Origin of the sequence: Micromonospora sp. NPDC000207, from assembly GCF_040300925.1 — a bacterium.
Classification (GTDB): Bacteria; Actinomycetota; Actinomycetes; order Mycobacteriales; family Micromonosporaceae; genus Micromonospora.
In genome coordinates, this window is the sequence record NZ_JBEPEQ010000119.1 from 1 (window position 1) to 16,397 (window position 16,397).

The window sequence follows — 16,397 nt, forward strand, 5'->3', positions numbered from 1 at the left end:
CGAGGACCGGGCAGGGGGCGTGGGAGGTGACCTGGACGGCGACCGAGCCGACGAGGAGGGCGGCGAAGCCGCCCAGGCCGCGGGCACCGACGACGATCATGGCGGCGGTGGGGGCCTCGCCGAGCAGGACCGTGGAGGCCGACCCGTCGATGATCTCCGCGGTGACGGGGAGGTCGGGTGCGACGGTGCGGGCGGTCTGGAGGGCGTCGGTGACGAGGCGTTCGGCGGCGGGTCGCAGGCCGCCGCCGGGTGGGCCGTCGGGGGGTGGGTCGGTGGCGACGTGCAGGTGGGGCCAGATGAAGCCGTGGACGACGCGCAGGGGTCGGTGGTGTCGTCGGGCCTGGGCGGCGGCCAGGCGGACGGCGGTGTGGGCGGCGGGGGAGCCGTCCACACCGACGATGACCGCTGCGCCGTTGGCCGAGTTCACCGGGTCTCCTTTGTCTGCTGGTGCGGGGTCAGTATCGCGGTGTTCGGGGTGTCGGCGGGCCGATACCGGTGCACCGGGTCGGTGGGTACGCTGGCGCCGGTCCACTGGGAGGGAGAGTCGTCGATGGGTGAGCCGGAGCAGCCGAGTACGGCGCGGATGATCGATTTCTGGTTGGGCGGGCGGCATCACTTTCCGGTGGATGTGGCGGCGGCCGGTGCGTTCGAGGGGGCGTACGGGCCGTGTCGGCCGGTGTTCCGGTCGTTGCGGTCGTTCCTGGGTCGGGCGGTGCGGTCGATGGCGGCGCAGGGGTTGGACGGTTTCCTGGTGTTCGGTGGTGGGGTGCCGACGTGTGGGAACGTGCACGAGGTGGCGGGTGGGGCGTCGGTGTTGTACACCGACGTGGATGCGGTGACGGTCCGGTCGGGGCAGGAGATCCTGGCGGGTTGTGACCGGGCGGGGTACGGGTTCGGTGATGCAGCCGACGTGGGGACCGTGGATCCGGCGCTGTTGCACCGGTTCGTTGCGGGGTGGGGGCGGCGGCCGGTGGGGGTGGTGTTCCTGGGGGTGGCGGCGTTCCTGGACGACGAGGCGGTGGCGGCGACGCTGGACGAGTTGTATGCGGTGTCGGCGCCGGGTAGCCGGTTGGCGGTGGATTTCGACGGCACCGATCTGGCGGGGTATCCGCAGGCGTTGGCGATGATGGGGCCGGCGTACCGGATGCGGAAGCCGGCGGGGATGCGGTCGTTGTTGGGTCGGTGGGAGCCGACGGTGGAGGGGATCGTGCCGGTGGCGCGGTGGCGGCCGCAGGGGCCGGTGGAGGCGGTGGCGGACGCGTTCTACGGCGGGGTGGCGGTGCGCGGGGGTTGAGTGGGTGGTGGCCGTCGGGGGTCGGTGGTCGCTCCGTATGATGCTTGCCCTACAGCAAGAATCTTTTCGGAGGACGAGCATGCCGGATGCGCCTGTGGTGGTGTCTCGGGCGTTGCGTGGGGCGCCGCCGGACCGGTTGCCCGAGGCGGTGGACGGGGCGGTGCGGGCGTCGTTGGGGGCGTCGGGCTCCGAGGTGTTCGTCGCCGACTATCAGATCAGTGGGCTGTGGCCGGTGCGGGATCCGCAGGTGTTCGAGGGCTGTCGTCAGGTGGCGCAGCGGTGTTTCAGCAGTCAGCAGCCGGTGGTCGAGGGTGAGGACGGCGGCCGGTGTCGGGTGTTCGTGCCGGTGTCGGTGTGGGGTGAGCGGCTGGGTGTGCTGCTGGTGGAGTTCCCGGCGGTGGTGCCGGCGGACAGGGTGGCGGTGGTGGGGGAGGTCGCCGGGGAGTTGGCGGTGGCGTTGCGGGCGGCGGATCGGGAGACCGACCGTTATCAGCGGGCGCGTCGGCGGCAGCGGTTGAGCATGGCGGCGGAGATGCAGTGGGATCTGTTGCCGGGCCGCAGTGTGCAGCAGGAGGCGTTTCTGTTGGCCGGTCAGTTGGAGCCGGCGTACACGGTGGGTGGTGACCATTTCGACTGGGCGGTGGAGGCCGACCGGTTGACGGTGACGGTGCTCAACGGGACCGGTAGTGGGTTGCCGGCGGCGATGGTGACGGCGGTGACGGTGAACGCGATGCGTAACGCCCGGCGCTCGGGTGGGGGGTTGGTCGAGCAGGCGGAGTTGGCCTCGGACACGTTGTTCTACCAGCATCGTGGTGACCGGCACGTGGCGACGTTGTTGTTGGAGGTGGACACGGTGTCGGGTGGGGTGCGGGCGGTGGATGCGGGTTCGCCGCACGTGTGGCGGTTGCGTGGGGGTGTGGTGACCCGGATCGCGTTGGAGCAGCAGTTGCCGTTGGGGATGTTCGCCGAGACCCGGTACGACCTGCAGGAGTTCGATCTGGTGGCGGGGGACCGGTTGTTCGTGGTCTCCGACGGCGTGTACGCGGCGACGCCGGTGGGGCGGGAGGAGTACGGTCGGCGGGCGATGGCGCGGGCGATGCGGTCCACTCGGCTGCAGCCGGCGACGGAGGCGGTTGGTACGGTGATGCGCGAGCTGCACGCCCACCACGCCGACGCGGATCTGCGTGACGACGCCGTGGTGGTCTGCCTGGACTGGCATGGTCCGTCGGGGCGGGCCGGTGGGGGCGAGCGGTAGTCGGGGGCGGGCGAGTACGAGCGGGACGATCGCAGGGGACACCGGGTGGAGCGACCTCCGAACCTTGCCGCAGCGGTCGAGGCGGCAGCCGACGCGTTGGTGGGTGTGTTGGATTCCGCAGTGTCCAGGCAGGACCTGACGGTGTCGCCGACGCAGTTGCGGGTGTTGGCGTTGGTGACGACTCGGCCGGATCTGAACGTCAACCGGTTGGCCGAGGTGTTGGATGTGGTGCCGTCGTCGGCGAGTCGACTGTGTGACCGTCTGGAGGCGACCGGGTTGTTGCGGCGGGTCCCGGATCCGCGGGATCGGCGTGAGGTGCGGTTGGTGCCGACGCCGGCGGCGCAGTCGTTGTTGTGTGAGGTGAAGGAGCGTCGTCGGCGGGCGGTGCAGGGGGTGTTGGATCGGATGCCGGGGCGGGCGCAGCACGAGTTGTTGTTGGCGTTGGCGGCGTTCGGTCAGGCGGTGGCGGCGGGCGCGGATTCGGGTGACAGTCCGGCGCGGTCGGCGTGAGCGGGTTCGGGGTGTGGTGGGGGTTGTCGCAGGATCGGTGACTCCGGTCACAACGGTAGGCGCGAAACAACAGCGGCAAACCGTCAGAAGCAGGCCCGTTATAGTGGCAGCGCAAGTCACCCGCCTTCGGTCGACCGATCGGGCGGCAACAGGCGAGGGTCCCGTCGGGGGCCGGGAGCGGCCTCGGCGGTGGTACCGCGTCCGGGTGCCCGCCTTTTCCGGTCTTGTGAGGTGGGCGGGGCGTGTGCCCGCGGGGGGAGGTTCGGTGTCGGGTCGGCCCGCGCAGCAGCAGCCGTCGCCCGAGGCGGGGCCGTCGGTGGTCGGTGACCGGGTCCTGACCCTGCCGAACGTGATCAGTTTCGTGCGGCTGTTGGGCGTGCCGCTGTTCCTGTATCTGTTCCTGGTGGTCGAGGCGGACGTGGCGGCGATCGTGGTGTTGGCGGTCGGGGGCACCACGGACTGGGTGGACGGGTGGGTGGCCCGGCGGCTGCGTCAGGTGAGTCGGCTCGGGGAGTTGTTGGATCCGTTCGCCGACAGGTTGTACATCCTGGCCACGGTGTTGGCGTTCACGGCGCGGGAGGTGGTGCCGTGGGAGTTCACGGTGGCGCTGTTCGGCCGGGAGTTGTTGTTGTTGGGGTCGTTGGCGGTGCTGCGCCGGCACGGGTACGGTCCGCCGCCGGTGCACTACGTGGGTAAGACTGCGACGTTCCTGTTGTTGGCGGCGTTTCCGTTGCTGTTGTTGGCCTCGGCGGTGCCGGACACGTCGGTGTCGGCGTCGTCGGCGGGGTGGGCGTTGGCCTGGTGGGGTCTGGTCCTGTACTGGGTGGCGGGGGCGTTGTACGTGGTGCAGGCCGGCCGGTTGGTGCGGTCGGTGCGGCGTGGGGTGGCGTCGTGAGCGATTCGGGTTCGGGTCGGGGGCGTAGGGATCGGACGTACGCGCCGGATTTCCTGACGGAGTTGTTCCGTAATCCGTTGGATCCGGGGTACGAGGACGCGGCTCGGAGTCGGGTGGCGGGGGCGCCGGTGTGGCCGGCGCGGTCGGTGTCGGCTGTGGTGTTGGTGGTGGTGGGTTTCCTGTTGGCGGTGGCGTATCGGCAGACGGTGGCGGAGGAGCCGGGGCGGGCTCAGGCGCGGGCGGGGTTGGTGCAGCAGATCCGGGAGCGTGAGGAGGAGTCCGACCGGTTGAGTGAGCGGGCGGATGCGTTGCGCGACGAGGTGGGTCGGTTGCGGGTGCAGGCGTTGGGTGGTTCGGAGGCGGCGCGGTTGCGGGAGTTGGAGGCGGGCACGGGGGTGGGTCGGGTGCGGGGTGACGGTGTGGTGGTGCGGTTGGCTGACGCCCGTGACGATCAGGATGCGGTGACGGGGGCGGCCGATGGTGGGGCGGGGCCGGATCGGGTGATCTACAGCGATCTTCAGCGGGTGGCGAACGCGTTGTGGGGTGCGGGGGCGGAGGCGGTGTCGATCAATGGTCAGCGGTTGACGGCGACGTCGACGATCAGGTCGGCGGGGGATGCGATCCTGGTGGATTTCCGGCCGGTGACGGGGCCGTACGAGGTGTCGGCGATCGGTCCGGGTGAGATGCGGCAGCGGTTCGAGGGCTCTGCCGCGTCGGCGTTGATGCGTCAGGTGGCGTCGAAGACGGGGTTGTCGTTCGGGGTGCGGGTGGCGAAGGATCTGACGTTGCCGGCGGCGGCGGAGCCGCGGTTGCGGTGGGCGGGGCCGCCGGTGGATCCGAGTCCGTCGGGCAGTTCTGAGTCGTCCGGGTCGCGGACGTCTCCCAGTCCTTCTGGAGGTGGCCGGTGATCGCGGTGCTGGCGTTGCTGGCCGGTGTGGTGCTCGGGTTGTATCTGGATCCGACGGTTCCGGCGGCGTTGCAGCCGTATCTGCCGATCGCGGTGGTGGCGGCGTTGGATGCGGTGTTCGGTGGGGTGCGGGCGAAGTTGGACCGGATCTTCGACGACAAGCAGTTCGTGGTGTCGTTCATCTCGAACGTGCTGGTGGCGGGGTTGATCGTGTATCTGGGTGACCAGTTGGGTGTGGGTGGGCAGTTGTCCACCGGTGTGGTGGTGGTGTTGGGGGTGCGGATCTTCGGCAATGTGGCGGCGATTCGCCGGCACCTGTTCCGGGCGTAGGTTGGTGGCGTGAGCGACGAGCACACCGATACGGGTACGGGTTGGCCGTCGGGTGCGGGGCGGCCGGTGGGATCGTCTCCTGGCCCGGATCCGCGGCCGCAGGCGCCGTCGGCGGACGAGGTCAGTGACCTGACGCCGGCGGGACGGGAGGCGGATCCGCCGGTCCCGGGGGGTGCCGGGGTGTCTGCTCCGGTGACGCCGGGGTCCACCACCCCTGCGGACGACCCCGACTCCGACTCCGACCCCGACCTCGACGGGGACGCGGAGACGGTGGACCTGTCGGCGTCTGCGCAGGACGGGCCGCGGTGGCGGTTCGGGTCGGCCGGTGTGGTGATCGCGGTGTTGTTGGCGTTGCTGGGGTTCACCTTGGCGGTGCAGTTGAAGACGACGTCGACGGACGGGTCGTTGGCGGCGGCGCGGCAGGAGGACCTGGTGCGGATCCTGTCGGACCTGGATCAGCGGGAGAACCGGCTCCGGCAGGACATCGCGGCGTTGGAGGACAGCCAGCGGCAGTTGACCTCGGGTGTGGAGGGCCGGCAGGCGGCGTTGGAGGAGGCGACGCGGCGGGCCGACGAGTTGGGGATCCTGGCGGGTACGTTGCCGGCGGCGGGGCCGGGGTTGTCGGTGCGGTTCGAGTCGGTGTCGACGCCGGTGGAGGCGTTCCGGATCCTGGACGCGGTGCAGGAGCTGCGGGGTGCGGGTGCGGAGGCGATGCAGATCTCCGGGCGGGGTGGGGATCCGGTGCGGGTGGTGGCGTCGACGTATTTCCTCGACGCCGAGGGTGGGGGGTTGTCGGTGGACGGGCGGCGGTTGTCGGGGCCGTACACGATCCTGGTGATCGGTGAGCCGGACACCATGCGTACGGCGTTGCGCATTCCGGGCGGGGTGGTCGCTGCGGTTCAGCGTGCCGGCGGTAACGTGATCGTCGAGGAGCGTGAGGTCGTCGAGGTTTCGGCGCTGCACGAGCCGACCAAGCTGGAGCACGCCCGTCCGGTCTCGTGACCGGCGCGGCCGGCACCGGTTTCCCGCCGGTGCACCGATGGATGAAGGACGCGTCTGGTGATTCCTGAGGATCTGCGGTACACCGCTGAGCACGAGTGGGTGGTGGGTGACGGCAGGGCTGTGCGGGTGGGGATCACCCATTACGCGCAGGACGCGCTGGGCGACATCGTGTTCGTCCAGTTGCCGGAGGTCGGTGCCGTGGTGGCCGCCGGTGACTCGTTGGGCGAGATCGAGTCGACGAAGAGTGTGTCGGAGATCTACGCGCCGGTCGGTGGCACCGTGTCGGCGCGCAACGACGTGTTGTCCGACACCCCTGAGGTGATCAACACAGACCCGTACGGTGCGGGGTGGTTGGTGGAGATCACCTGCGACGACGTGGCTGCGGTGGAGGGTTTGTTGTCCGCTGCGGCCTACCGTGACCTCATCGAGGGTTGAGTCGGGCCGGGTTCGTGGCGGGAGTCGTTTCCCGCGCGTCCGGTTGCCCTGCATTTCGGTGCTGGCTAGGCTCGCCCAGTTGACCGAGAATCCAATAGTTGAGCGTTGCGGAATTGCCTTCCCTGGCAGGGGAGAGCCAGCCGCCGGGTGTTGCACTGCCCGGCGGCCAGACTCGCCCTTACCCGACGCGACCGATCTGATCCGTGAGGTGGTCCCATGACGCGCCCAGGCGACGAGTTCCCCCCACTCGACGTCACTTCGACGCTCAATCTCGGTTCGCTCGACGAAGTGCTGGAGGGGCCGGACACCGATGTGGTGCCGAGCCGGATGTCCAGTTCGTTGCCGCCGGGAATGGCTTTGCTGGTGGTTCGGCGGGGCCCGAATGCGGGTGCCCGGTTCTTGTTGGACCATGACGTGACGACCAGTGGGCGGCACCCCGACAGTGACATCTTCCTCGATGACGTGACGGTGTCGAGGCGGCACGCGGAGTTCCACCGGGACGGTGGCACGTTCACGGTCCGGGACGTGGGTAGCTTGAACGGTACGTACGTGAACCGTGAGCGTGTGGAGGCGGCTACGTTGAGCAATGGCGACGAGGTGCAGATCGGGAAGTTCCGGGTGGTGTTCATCGCCGGTCCGCGTCCGGAGGAGGGGGCCGGCCGGGGGTGAACGAGCCTGCGGCTTCGACGCCGCCGGGGGCGGCCCGGGCGCATCCGCTGATGAGTATCGGCGAGGTGTTGTCTCAACTGCGGGCCGACTTCCCGGACATCACCATTTCCAAGTTGCGGTTCCTGGAGGCCGAGGGCCTGGTGGAGCCGCAGCGGACTGCCGCGGGTTACCGGAAGTACAGCTGGGACGACGTGGCGCGGTTGCGGTTCGTGCTGACCGCGCAGCGGGACCAGTATCTGCCGTTGCGGGTGATCCGTGAGCAGCTCGCGGGGTGGGACGGGTCGGTGGACGGCCCGGGTCCGCCGCGGCCGACGTTGGTGGCGGTGGGTCCGGGTGGTGAGGTGCCGGGCCGGACCGCTGAGCCGGCGGAGGCCGGTCAGGTGCGGTTGGGTCGGGTCGACCTGGTCGCGCGTAGTGGGATCGACGAGTCGACGCTTGTCGAGTTGGAGCGGCTCGGGATCGTCGTGTCGGATCCGCCGGGCTGGTACGACGGCGACGCGTTGATCATCGCGCGGGCGGTGGCGGGTCTGGCGGTGTACGGGATCCAGCCCCGGCACCTGCGGGGGTACCGGACGGCGGCCGACCGTGAGGTGGGCTTGTTCGCGCAGTTGGTGGCCCCGTTGGCGCGGCAGAGTGATCCGGCGGCGCGGGCGCGGGCTGCGGAGACGGCGCGGGAGTTGGTCGCGTTGTCGCAGCAGTTGCACGCGGCGTTGGTGCGGGTGGGGTTGCGGTCGACGTTGGGTCGGTGAGGGTCGGCCCGCGTCCTGCCTCGGGTGTGCCGGTGGTGGGGTTGGTCGTGCGTGGTGATCGGCCCCGGTGGGCGTGTCGTAGGCTTGCCGGGGTAACTCGTTCTGGCGTGGTGTATGGGCTGGTGACGCGTTCCACAGCCTGTTCGCGGTCCGTGTACCGTGGCGGGGAAGGGCGCGGTGCGGGCATATGAGTGACGACGACACGGAGGCGGCGGTGCGCGAGCTGAGCGTGGTCGGAGTTCGGGTGGAGCTGCCCAGCAACCAGCCGATCGTCCTGCTCAGGGAGGTCGAGGGCGACCGCTACCTGCCGATCTGGATTGGTGCGGTCGAGGCGACGGCGATCGCCTACGAGCAGCAGGGGGTCAAACCGGCTCGTCCGTTGACGCACGACCTGCTGCGTGACGTGCTGTCGGCGCTGGAGGCGCCGTTGCGGGCGGTGGAGATCACCGAGCTGAAGGAGAGCGTCTTCTACGCGGATCTGCTGATCGGTGACGGGGTGCGGGTGTCGGCCCGGCCGAGTGACTCGATCGCGTTGGCGTTGCGGGTGGGGGCACCGATTCGTTGTGCGGAGCAGGTCCTCAGCGAGGCGGGGATCGTGATCCCCGACGAGCAGGAGGACGAGGTGGAGAAGTTCCGCGAGTTCCTGGAGCAGGTGAGTCCGGAGGACTTCGCGGGCTGACGACCCACCCCGACACGGCCCGGTGACTGAGGGTGACGGCGGGTGGTGTGGGGTCGGTGAGTGTCGCTGCGCGGCGTGTCGCGGTGGTTTCTCCGTGGTAACTCTTCATGGTCGCTATAGGGTTGCCGTGTCGAGGGGTGCACGTCCCGGAAACGACGTGTCACCGCACGGGCGGGGAGGTTGTCGGGATGCATGAGCCGCGAGATTCCGATCCGGGTGTTCATCAGCGTCAACCGGACGGCACACCGCCGGACACGATGACGGACAGTGACGGTTCGGTGGGGTATCGGGGTGTGACTGCCTGTCACGCGGTGGGTATCAGCTATCGGCAGTTGGACTACTGGGCGCGGACGGCGCTGGTGGTGCCGAGCGTGCGTGACGCCTCCGGGTCCGGTACCGCCCGGTTGTACTCGTTCCGCGACCTGGTGGTGTTGAAGGTCGTGAAGCGGCTGTTGGACGCGGGGGTGTCCCTGCAGAACATCCGCAAGGCGATCGAGGCGTTGCGGTCGCGGGGCGTGGCCGACCTGGCCGGCATCACGTTGATCTCCGACGGTACGACGGTGTACGAGTGCCGGTCACCGGAGGAGGTCGTCGACCTGCTCCAGGGTGGGCAGGGTGTGTTCGGCATCGCGATCGGTGGCGCGTTCAAGGAGGTCCAGGGTTCGCTGTCGCACCTGCCGGCGGAGCCTGCGGTGGTGGACGGCCCCGAACCGGTCGGGTCGGAGGTCGCGGGCGACGAGTTGGCGGCGCGGCGGGCCCGCCGCCGGGCGGGCTGACCCCGGCCCGGCGACCGGCGTCTGCGGGTCAGGCGTCGACGGCGGCGGTGACCGCGTCGTCGACGGTCGTGTCCCCGCCGACGAGCTCCACGGTGATCCCGGCGGTGCCGGGCCGGTCGAGCAGGACACGCAGCACGTGGGCGACGTCGGCGCGGCTGACCGCCCCGGACGGGACGTGCCGGGCGAGGGTGACCCGCCCCGTCGGCTTGTCGTCGGTGAGCCGGCCGGGCCGCAGCACCGTCACATCGAGGTCCCGGCCGGTCAGGTCGTCCTCGGCGGCCTTCTTGGCCCGCAGGTAGGCGGCGAACACCTCGTCGGTGCCGGGCGCCGGGTCCCGGTCGACGCCCATCGACGACACCAGCAGGTAGCGGCGTACCCCGGCGGTGTGGGCGGCGTCGGCGAGGAGGCTGGCGGCACCCCGGTCGACGGTGTCCTTACGGGCGGCCCCGCTGCCGGGTCCGGCCCCGGCGGCGAAGACCACCGCGTCGGCGTCGGCCAGGTGCGCGGCGACCTCCTCGACGGTGCTGTGTTCCAGGTCGCAGAGGACGGGTCGGATGCCGTCGGCGGTGAGCGCACCGACGTGGTCGGGGTTGCGGACCAGACCGACGGGGGTGTCGCCGCGGGCGGCGAGGTCCTGTCCGAGCAGTCGGGCGATCTTGCCGTGGCCTCCGGCGATGACGACACGCATACCGGTCAACGTAGCGGCTGCGGGCGGTGTCCGCGCGGGGGACACCGCCGAAGGGGCGTGGCCGGTGGCCGGGCCGCTGAGGCAGCATGGACGGGTGACGGAGATGGTCGAGGCGGTGGCCGGGCTGTTGGGAGCCGGTCGGGTGGTGGTGCTCAGCGGCGCGGGGTTGTCCACCGAGTCGGGGATCCCCGACTATCGGGGGCCCAGCGGGGTGGCCCGCCGGCACACCCCGATGACGTACGAGACGTTCACCGGTGACCCGGTGGCACGACGGCGGTACTGGGCCCGCAGTCACCTGGGGTGGCGGCTGGTGTCCCGGGCCGCCCCGAACGCGGGACACCGGGCCGTGGCCCGAATGCAGGAGACGGGGCTGGTGTCGGGGGTGATCACCCAGAACGTCGACGGGTTGCACACCGCCGCCGGGTCCGGGGCGGTGGTGGAGTTGCACGGCCGCCTCGACCGGGTGGTCTGTCTGGGCTGCGGTGACAGGTCCTCGCGACAGGACCTGGACCGGCGGTTGCAGGCGGCCAACCCGGGGTTCGGGGCGCAGGTGACGGCGGTGAACCCCGACGGCGACGTCGACCTCGACGACGGGCAGGTGGCCGCGTTCCGGACCGTGGACTGCACGACGTGTGGGGGGATCCTCAAACCCGACGTGGTGTTCTTCGGGGAGACGGTGCCGGCACCCCGGGTGGCCCGGTGTTTCTCCCTGGTGCAGCAGGCCAGGTCGGTGCTGGTCCTGGGGTCGTCGCTGACGGTGATGTCGGGTCGCCGGTTCGTGATCCGGGCGGCGAAACAGGGCATCCCGGTGGTGATCGTCAACCAGGGGCCGACCCGGGGGGACGGGTATGCGGCGCTGCGCTGGGACGGCCCCCTGGGGGTGCTCCTTCCGGTCCTGGCCGACCGGCTGACCGGTGCCGGGCCGGTCACCGCGGCACCCCACCCGGTGGCGGTGTGAGCGGCTGCGGCGGGGACGACGTGCCGGGGTGGGCGGGCCGCTGGTAGCGTTGACCTTGCCGGTATCACCCACGGGGGAGAGACCGCCGAGGTGTCGGCGGCGCCGAAGGGGCATATCCTCCCCGGAACCTCTCAGGCAAAAGGACCTCGTGGGCAGGCACTGTGGAGCGTCCGCACCGAGTGTGCGGGGGTGACTCAGGGGGAGGCCGACGTGTCGACCTCAGCCCCTGGAAGGTGCCACTCCCATGACCTCGGAACAGTTCGCCGACCGGCACGTCGGCCCCGATCAGGACGCGCAGCGTCGCATGTTGGACGTCGTCGGCTACGACTCGGTCGACGAACTGATGGACGCGGCGATCCCGGAGTCGATCCGCTGGCACGGCGACCTGGACCTGCCCGCCCCGGTCGGTGAGGCCGAGGCGGTGGCGCAGCTGCGGGAGCTGGCAGCACGCAACACCGTCGCGGTGTCGATGATCGGGTTGGGCTACCACGGCACGCACACCCCGGCGGTGATCCGCCGCAACGTGCTGGAGAACCCGGCCTGGTACACGGCGTACACCCCGTACCAGCCGGAGATCAGTCAGGGCCGGCTGGAGGCGCTGCTGAACTTCCAGACCGTGGTGACCGACCTCACCGGGCTGGCCACGGCCAACGCGTCGATGCTCGACGAGGCCACGGCGGCGGCGGAGGCGATGACCCTGGCCCGCCGGGCGTCGAAGAGCACCAGCCCGGTGTACGTCGTCGACGCCGACACCCTGCCGCAGACCGTCGCGGTGATCGCCGGTCGGGCGCAGCCGCTGGGGATCGAGGTGCGGGTCGTCGACGTCGACACCGACGGGCTGCCGGCGGAGTTCTTCGGCCTGCACCTGCAGTACCCGGGGGCGTCGGGGCGGGTACGCGACCACGAGCCGCTGGTCACGGCGGCCCACCGGGTCGGGGCGGTGGTGTGCGTCGCGGCGGACCTGCTGGCGTTGACGTTGCTGCGCCCGCCGGGGGAGATCGGCGCTGACATCGCGGCGGGCACCACCCAACGGTTCGGGGTGCCGATGGGCTTCGGTGGCCCCCACGCCGGTTACCTGGCGGTCCGTTCCGGTTTGGAGCGGATGCTGCCGGGACGCCTGGTGGGGGTGTCCCGGGACGCGGCGGGCGCACCGGCGTACCGGTTGGCGTTGCAGACCCGGGAGCAGCACATCCGGCGGGAGAAGGCGACCAGCAACATCTGCACCGCGCAGGTGCTGCTGGCGGTGATGGCCGGCATGTACGCGGTGTACCACGGCCCGGAGGGGCTGCGGGCGATCGCCCGGCGCACCCACCGGCACGCGGTGCGGTTGGCGGCGGGGTTGGCGGCCGTCGACGGGGTGCAGGTGGTGCACGACGCGTTCTTCGACACGGTGCTGCTGCGGGTGCCGGGCCGGGCGGAGCAGGTGGTGGCGCAGGCCGCGGCGCGGGGTGTGAACGTCCGGCTGGTCGACGCCGACCTGGTCGGGGTCGCCTGCGACGAGACGACAGTGGGAGCGCACCTGGACGCGGTGTGGGAGGCCTTCGCGGCGGCCCTGGGCACTGCGGTGCCGGCCGTGGCCGGTGACCCCGCCGGGGTTCTGCCCGCCGGTTTGACCCGGACCACCCCGATGCTGACCCACCCGGTGTTCCACACCCACCGGTCGGAGACGGCGATGCTGCGGTACCTGCGGCGGTTGGCGGACTTCGACTACGCCCTGGACCGGGGGATGATCCCGCTGGGGTCGTGCACGATGAAGCTCAACGCCACCACCGAGATGGCGGCTGTCACCTGGCCGGAGTTCGCCGACGTGCACCCGATGGCACCGGCGGAGCAGACCGTCGGGTACCGGGAGCTGATCGGTCAGCTGGAGGGCTGGTTGGCGGAGGTGACCGGCTACGACGCGGTCAGTGTGCAGCCCAACGCCGGGTCGCAGGGGGAACTGGCCGGGTTGCTGGCGATCCGGGCGTACCACGCCGACCGGGGCCAGGGGCACCGCGACGTGTGTCTGATCCCGTCGTCGGCGCACGGCACCAACGCGGCGAGCGCGGTGATGGCCGGGATGCGGGTGGTCGTGGTGGCGTGTGACGCCGACGGCGACGTGGACCTGGTGGACCTGGACGCGAAGATCGACACGCATCGGGACGCCCTGGCGGCGATCATGGTGACGTACCCGTCGACGCACGGGGTGTACGAGACGGGCATCGCGCAGCTGTGCGCGAAGGTCCACGACGCCGGCGGTCAGGTGTACGTGGACGGGGCGAACCTCAACGCCCTGGTGGGGTACGCCAAGCCGGGCCGGTTCGGGGCGGACGTGTCACACCTGAACCTGCACAAGACGTTCTGCATCCCGCACGGCGGGGGCGGCCCGGGGGTGGGGCCGGTGGCGGTCCGCGCCCACCTGGCCCCGTTCCTGCCGGGTGACCCGGTGGGGGAGCACGGGCCGGGTCGACCGGCGATCTCGGCGTCCCGGTACGGGTCGGCGGGGATCCTGCCGATCCCGTGGGCGTACCTGCGGATGATGGGGCCGGCGGGGTTGACCCGGGCGACCGGGGTGGCGGTCCTGGCGGCCAACTACGTGGCGGCGCGGCTGCGGGCGTCCTTCCCGGTCCTGTACGCCGGGAACAAGGGCCTGGTGGCCCACGAGTGCGTCCTGGACCTGCGGCCGTTGACGAAGGCGTCGGGGGTGACTGTCGACGACGTCGCAAAACGGCTGATCGACTACGGGTTCCACGCGCCGACGATGTCGTTCCCGGTGGCGGGGACGTTGATGGTGGAGCCGACCGAGAGCGAGGACCTGGCGGAGCTGGACCGGTTCTGCGACGCGATGATCGCGATCCGCGACGAGATCGACCGGGTGGCGTCGGGGCAGTGGCCCCGCGAGGACAGCCCGCTGTCGAACGCCCCGCACACCGCGGCGATGGTGTCGGCCGACGAGTGGTCCCACCCGTATCCGCGGTCGGTGGGGGCGTACCCGAGCGGCGTGGACCGGACGGGGAAGTACTGGCCGCCGGTACGGCGGGTCGACGGGGCCTACGGTGACCGGAACCTCATGTGTTCCTGCCCGTCGCCGCAGGCGTTCGAGGACTGACGTACGCTGCGGCGCGGCCGTCCCGGGCGGGGCGGAGACCACCGGTGACGGTGGGTGAGGGGTCAGGCGACCAGGGCGTGACGGGCCGGGCCGCGGTGGGGGGCGATGCTGCGGCCGTCGGGCAGCAACTCGCCGGTGTCCTCGAAAAGGATCACCCCGTTGCAGAGCAGACTCCAGCCCTGTTCGGGGAAGCAGGCGATGGCGCGGGCGGCCTCCCGGTCGGTCGCGTCAGCGGAGGGGCAGGTGGTTTGGTGCTGGCACATCGGGTTCTCCGGACTGTGGGGGCACTGTGTCATGGTTCACACAACCAGTGACGCACAGTACCAAGTCGCGGCGCGTCGCATCGAGCGGCTTTCACCGTGGCGCGTCGGAAATCCGCTGAACGGATGAGGAAGGTCGGACCGAGTGGCGTGGAAACGCTCCCACAGCGATTGATTGACGTCCCCGCCATCCCCACCGGATGCCGACCCCACCTCACCGAACGAGACCGCTGGCAGTGGCACCACACCGACGGCGGCGACCCCCTCACCGCCGTCCAGGACTTCCTCACCCACCACGGCCTACCCGTCACCGACCTCACCCGCCCCACCACCCCCGGCGACCACCGCCCCGGCCAGGTCTGCGGCGCCGCCCTCTACGTCTCCGCCGCCGCCGGCGCCCACCTCCTCGGCGTACCCACCCCCACCGAACCCGCCCCCACCCTCCCCGACGTCGTCGCCGTCGTCTACCACCACACCACCCGACCCACCCCCCACACCCCACCACCACCCACCACCACCTGGACCCTCGGACCCTGGCACGACAGCTGGAACCCCCACGCCCACGCCCACGCCGTCCAGGCCGTCCGCGACGCCATCGGACGCGGCGACGTCTACCAGGTCAACCTCGTCGGCCACGCCAGCGCCCCCTACCACGGCGACCCCCTACCCGCCCTGACCCGACTGGCCACCCTCCCCGGCGCCCGCTACGGCGGCACCCTCACCGGCGACGGCTGGGCCATCGGCTGCGCCTCCCCGGAAACCCTCGTCGAGGTCACCGCCGACCGCGTCCTCACCCGCCCCATCAAAGGCACCCGCCCCGCCACCCCCGCCGGCCGCCACGACCTGCTCACCTCGGCCAAGGAACGCGCCGAACACATCATGATCGTCGACCTCGAACGCAACGACCTCGCCCACATCGCCCACACCGGCACCGTCACCGTCGACCAGCTCTACGCCGTCCGCCGCTGGTGCGACCTCTGGCAGGCCGAATCCACCGTCTCCGCCACCCTCGCCCCCGGCATCGGCCTCGCCGACCTCCTCCACGCCGTCTGCCCCGGCGGCTCCGTCACCGGCGCCCCCAAACGCGCCGCCCTGCACCACATCGCCGCCCTGGAACCCACCGGCCGCGGCGCCGGCATGGGCGCCCTCGGCTGGATCGCCCCCGGCCACCTCGACCTCGGCCTCACCATCCGCACCGCCGCCACCGACACCGACCGCCTGCACCTGTGGGCCGGCGGCGGCATCACCTGGGACAGCGACCCCACCGCCGAAGTCGCCGAAGCCGCCGCCAAGGCCGCACCCCTGCGCGCCCTGCTCGCCGGCACCCCACCACCGACGAAACCCGCCGACTACCCTTGCCAGCCATGACCATGCGGCCCATCCGGATCATCGGCGACCCCGTCCTACGCACCCCCAACGACCCCGTCACCACCTTCGACGCCGACCTGCGCGCCCTCGTCACCGACCTGATGGACACCCTGCTCGGCGCCCCCGGACGCGCCGGCGTCGCCGCACCCCAGATCGGCGTCAACGCCCAGGTCTTCGTCTACGACGCCGACGGCCACCGCGGCCACCTCGTCAACCCCACCCTCGACCTGTCCGACGACACCGACGACGACGACGAGGGCTGCCTGTCCATCCCCGGCCTGTACTTCCCCACCCGGCGCGCCCGCCACGTCACCGCCCACGGCCTCGACCAGCACGGCGAACCCCGCACCATCACCGCCGACGGATTCCTCGCCCGCGCCCTGCAACACGAGACCGACCACCTCGCCGGACGCCTCTACGTCGACACCCTCACCGGCCCGGTCCGCCGCCAGGCCCTCCGCGAGATCCGCGCCGGCCACTACGACCGCACCCACCGCTGAGCCACCCGCCCCCGCACCACGGCCACCCTCCGGG

19 protein-coding genes and 1 riboswitch are annotated in these 16,397 nt (G+C 71.4%); of the genes, 16 read left to right on the forward strand and 3 right to left on the reverse strand.

Annotated features, from left to right (window positions below; all coding sequences use genetic code 11):
- Positions 1–427, reverse strand: a 427-nt coding sequence (locus ABT336_RS23195; protein WP_350899001.1) for a universal stress protein, incomplete at its 3' end; no start/stop codon positions are given.
- A gap of 123 nt (positions 428–550) precedes the next feature.
- Here ABT336_RS23195 and ABT336_RS23200 point away from each other — a divergent pair.
- The 12 genes from ABT336_RS23200 (at position 551) to ABT336_RS23255 (ending at position 9,501) form a co-directional block, all read left to right on the forward strand.
- Complete coding sequence (locus ABT336_RS23200; protein ID WP_350899003.1) at positions 551–1,294, forward strand: SAM-dependent methyltransferase; 744 nt, start codon at positions 551–553, stop codon at positions 1,292–1,294.
- A 79-nt stretch (positions 1,295–1,373) separates the two neighbouring features.
- On the forward strand, positions 1,374–2,549 hold the full coding sequence (locus ABT336_RS23205; RefSeq protein WP_350899005.1) for a PP2C family protein-serine/threonine phosphatase: 1,176 nt from the start codon (positions 1,374–1,376) through the stop codon (positions 2,547–2,549).
- Positions 2,550–2,594: 45 nt separating this feature from the next.
- A complete protein-coding gene (locus ABT336_RS23210; RefSeq protein WP_350899007.1) occupies positions 2,595–3,059 on the forward strand; it encodes a MarR family transcriptional regulator in 465 nt (154 codons plus the stop codon).
- 265 nt (positions 3,060–3,324) lie between these two features.
- A complete protein-coding gene (gene clsA / locus ABT336_RS23215) occupies positions 3,325–3,954 on the forward strand; it encodes a cardiolipin synthase ClsA (RefSeq protein WP_502891241.1) in 630 nt (209 codons plus the stop codon).
- Positions 3,951–4,862 (forward strand): DUF881 domain-containing protein, encoded by a 912-nt coding sequence (locus ABT336_RS23220; RefSeq protein ID WP_350899009.1) that lies wholly within the window; start codon positions 3,951–3,953, stop codon positions 4,860–4,862. The genes clsA and ABT336_RS23220 overlap by 4 nt, the downstream gene beginning before the upstream one ends.
- Positions 4,859–5,191 carry a small basic family protein gene (locus ABT336_RS23225; RefSeq protein WP_350899011.1) on the forward strand — a complete coding sequence of 111 codons (333 nt, stop codon included), beginning with the start codon at positions 4,859–4,861 and terminating at the stop codon, positions 5,189–5,191. Before ABT336_RS23220 ends, ABT336_RS23225 begins: the two co-directional genes overlap by 4 nt.
- Positions 5,192–5,200: 9 nt before the next feature.
- Positions 5,201–6,193: a DUF881 domain-containing protein gene (locus ABT336_RS23230; RefSeq protein WP_350899013.1), complete on the forward strand. Its 993-nt coding sequence runs from the start codon at positions 5,201–5,203 to the stop codon at positions 6,191–6,193.
- A gap of 57 nt (positions 6,194–6,250) precedes the next feature.
- On the forward strand, positions 6,251–6,628 hold the full coding sequence (gene gcvH, locus ABT336_RS23235) for a glycine cleavage system protein GcvH (RefSeq protein ID WP_350899015.1): 378 nt from the start codon (positions 6,251–6,253) through the stop codon (positions 6,626–6,628).
- Between the two features lie 216 nt (positions 6,629–6,844).
- On the forward strand, positions 6,845–7,297 hold the full coding sequence (gene odhI / locus ABT336_RS23240) for an oxoglutarate dehydrogenase inhibitor Odhl (protein ID WP_350899017.1): 453 nt from the start codon (positions 6,845–6,847) through the stop codon (positions 7,295–7,297).
- A gap of 50 nt (positions 7,298–7,347) precedes the next feature.
- The gene (gene ftsR / locus ABT336_RS23245; RefSeq protein ID WP_350899033.1) at positions 7,348–8,046 is read left to right on the forward strand and encodes a transcriptional regulator FtsR; all 699 of its coding nucleotides are present in this window, start codon (positions 7,348–7,350) and stop codon (positions 8,044–8,046) included.
- 214 nt (positions 8,047–8,260) lie between these two features.
- Positions 8,261–8,725 carry a bifunctional nuclease family protein gene (locus ABT336_RS23250; RefSeq protein ID WP_350899034.1) on the forward strand — a complete coding sequence of 155 codons (465 nt, stop codon included), beginning with the start codon at positions 8,261–8,263 and terminating at the stop codon, positions 8,723–8,725.
- Between the two features lie 188 nt (positions 8,726–8,913).
- On the forward strand, positions 8,914–9,501 hold the full coding sequence (locus tag ABT336_RS23255) for a MerR family transcriptional regulator (protein ID WP_350899019.1): 588 nt from the start codon (positions 8,914–8,916) through the stop codon (positions 9,499–9,501).
- 28 nt (positions 9,502–9,529) lie between these two features.
- Here the strand turns inward: ABT336_RS23255 and ABT336_RS23260 are convergent, their stop codons facing one another.
- Complete coding sequence (locus ABT336_RS23260) at positions 9,530–10,189, reverse strand: NAD(P)H-binding protein (RefSeq protein ID WP_350899021.1); 660 nt, start codon at positions 10,187–10,189, stop codon at positions 9,530–9,532.
- A gap of 103 nt (positions 10,190–10,292) precedes the next feature.
- Between ABT336_RS23260 and ABT336_RS23265 the strand changes: the two genes are divergently transcribed.
- A complete protein-coding gene (locus tag ABT336_RS23265; RefSeq protein WP_350899036.1) occupies positions 10,293–11,147 on the forward strand; it encodes an NAD-dependent protein deacetylase in 855 nt (284 codons plus the stop codon).
- Positions 11,148–11,210: 63 nt separating this feature from the next.
- Positions 11,211–11,304: riboswitch (glycine riboswitch) on the forward strand.
- 87 nt (positions 11,305–11,391) lie between these two features.
- Positions 11,392–14,235: an aminomethyl-transferring glycine dehydrogenase gene (gene gcvP / locus ABT336_RS23270; protein ID WP_350899023.1), complete on the forward strand. Its 2,844-nt coding sequence runs from the start codon at positions 11,392–11,394 to the stop codon at positions 14,233–14,235.
- Between the two features lie 62 nt (positions 14,236–14,297).
- On the opposite strand, the gene ABT336_RS23275 is transcribed toward gcvP, so the two are convergent.
- Positions 14,298–14,498 (reverse strand): DUF5999 family protein, encoded by a 201-nt coding sequence (locus ABT336_RS23275; protein WP_350899025.1) that lies wholly within the window; start codon positions 14,496–14,498, stop codon positions 14,298–14,300.
- Positions 14,499–14,594: 96 nt separating this feature from the next.
- Between ABT336_RS23275 and ABT336_RS23280 the strand changes: the two genes are divergently transcribed.
- Positions 14,595–15,863 (forward strand): chorismate-binding protein, encoded by a 1,269-nt coding sequence (locus tag ABT336_RS23280; RefSeq protein WP_350899027.1) that lies wholly within the window; start codon positions 14,595–14,597, stop codon positions 15,861–15,863.
- Positions 15,860–16,363, forward strand: a complete 504-nt coding sequence (gene def / locus ABT336_RS23285) for a peptide deformylase (protein ID WP_350899029.1) — start codon at positions 15,860–15,862, stop codon at positions 16,361–16,363. The genes ABT336_RS23280 and def overlap by 4 nt, the downstream gene beginning before the upstream one ends.
- The last annotated feature ends 34 nt before the right edge of the window (positions 16,364–16,397 follow it).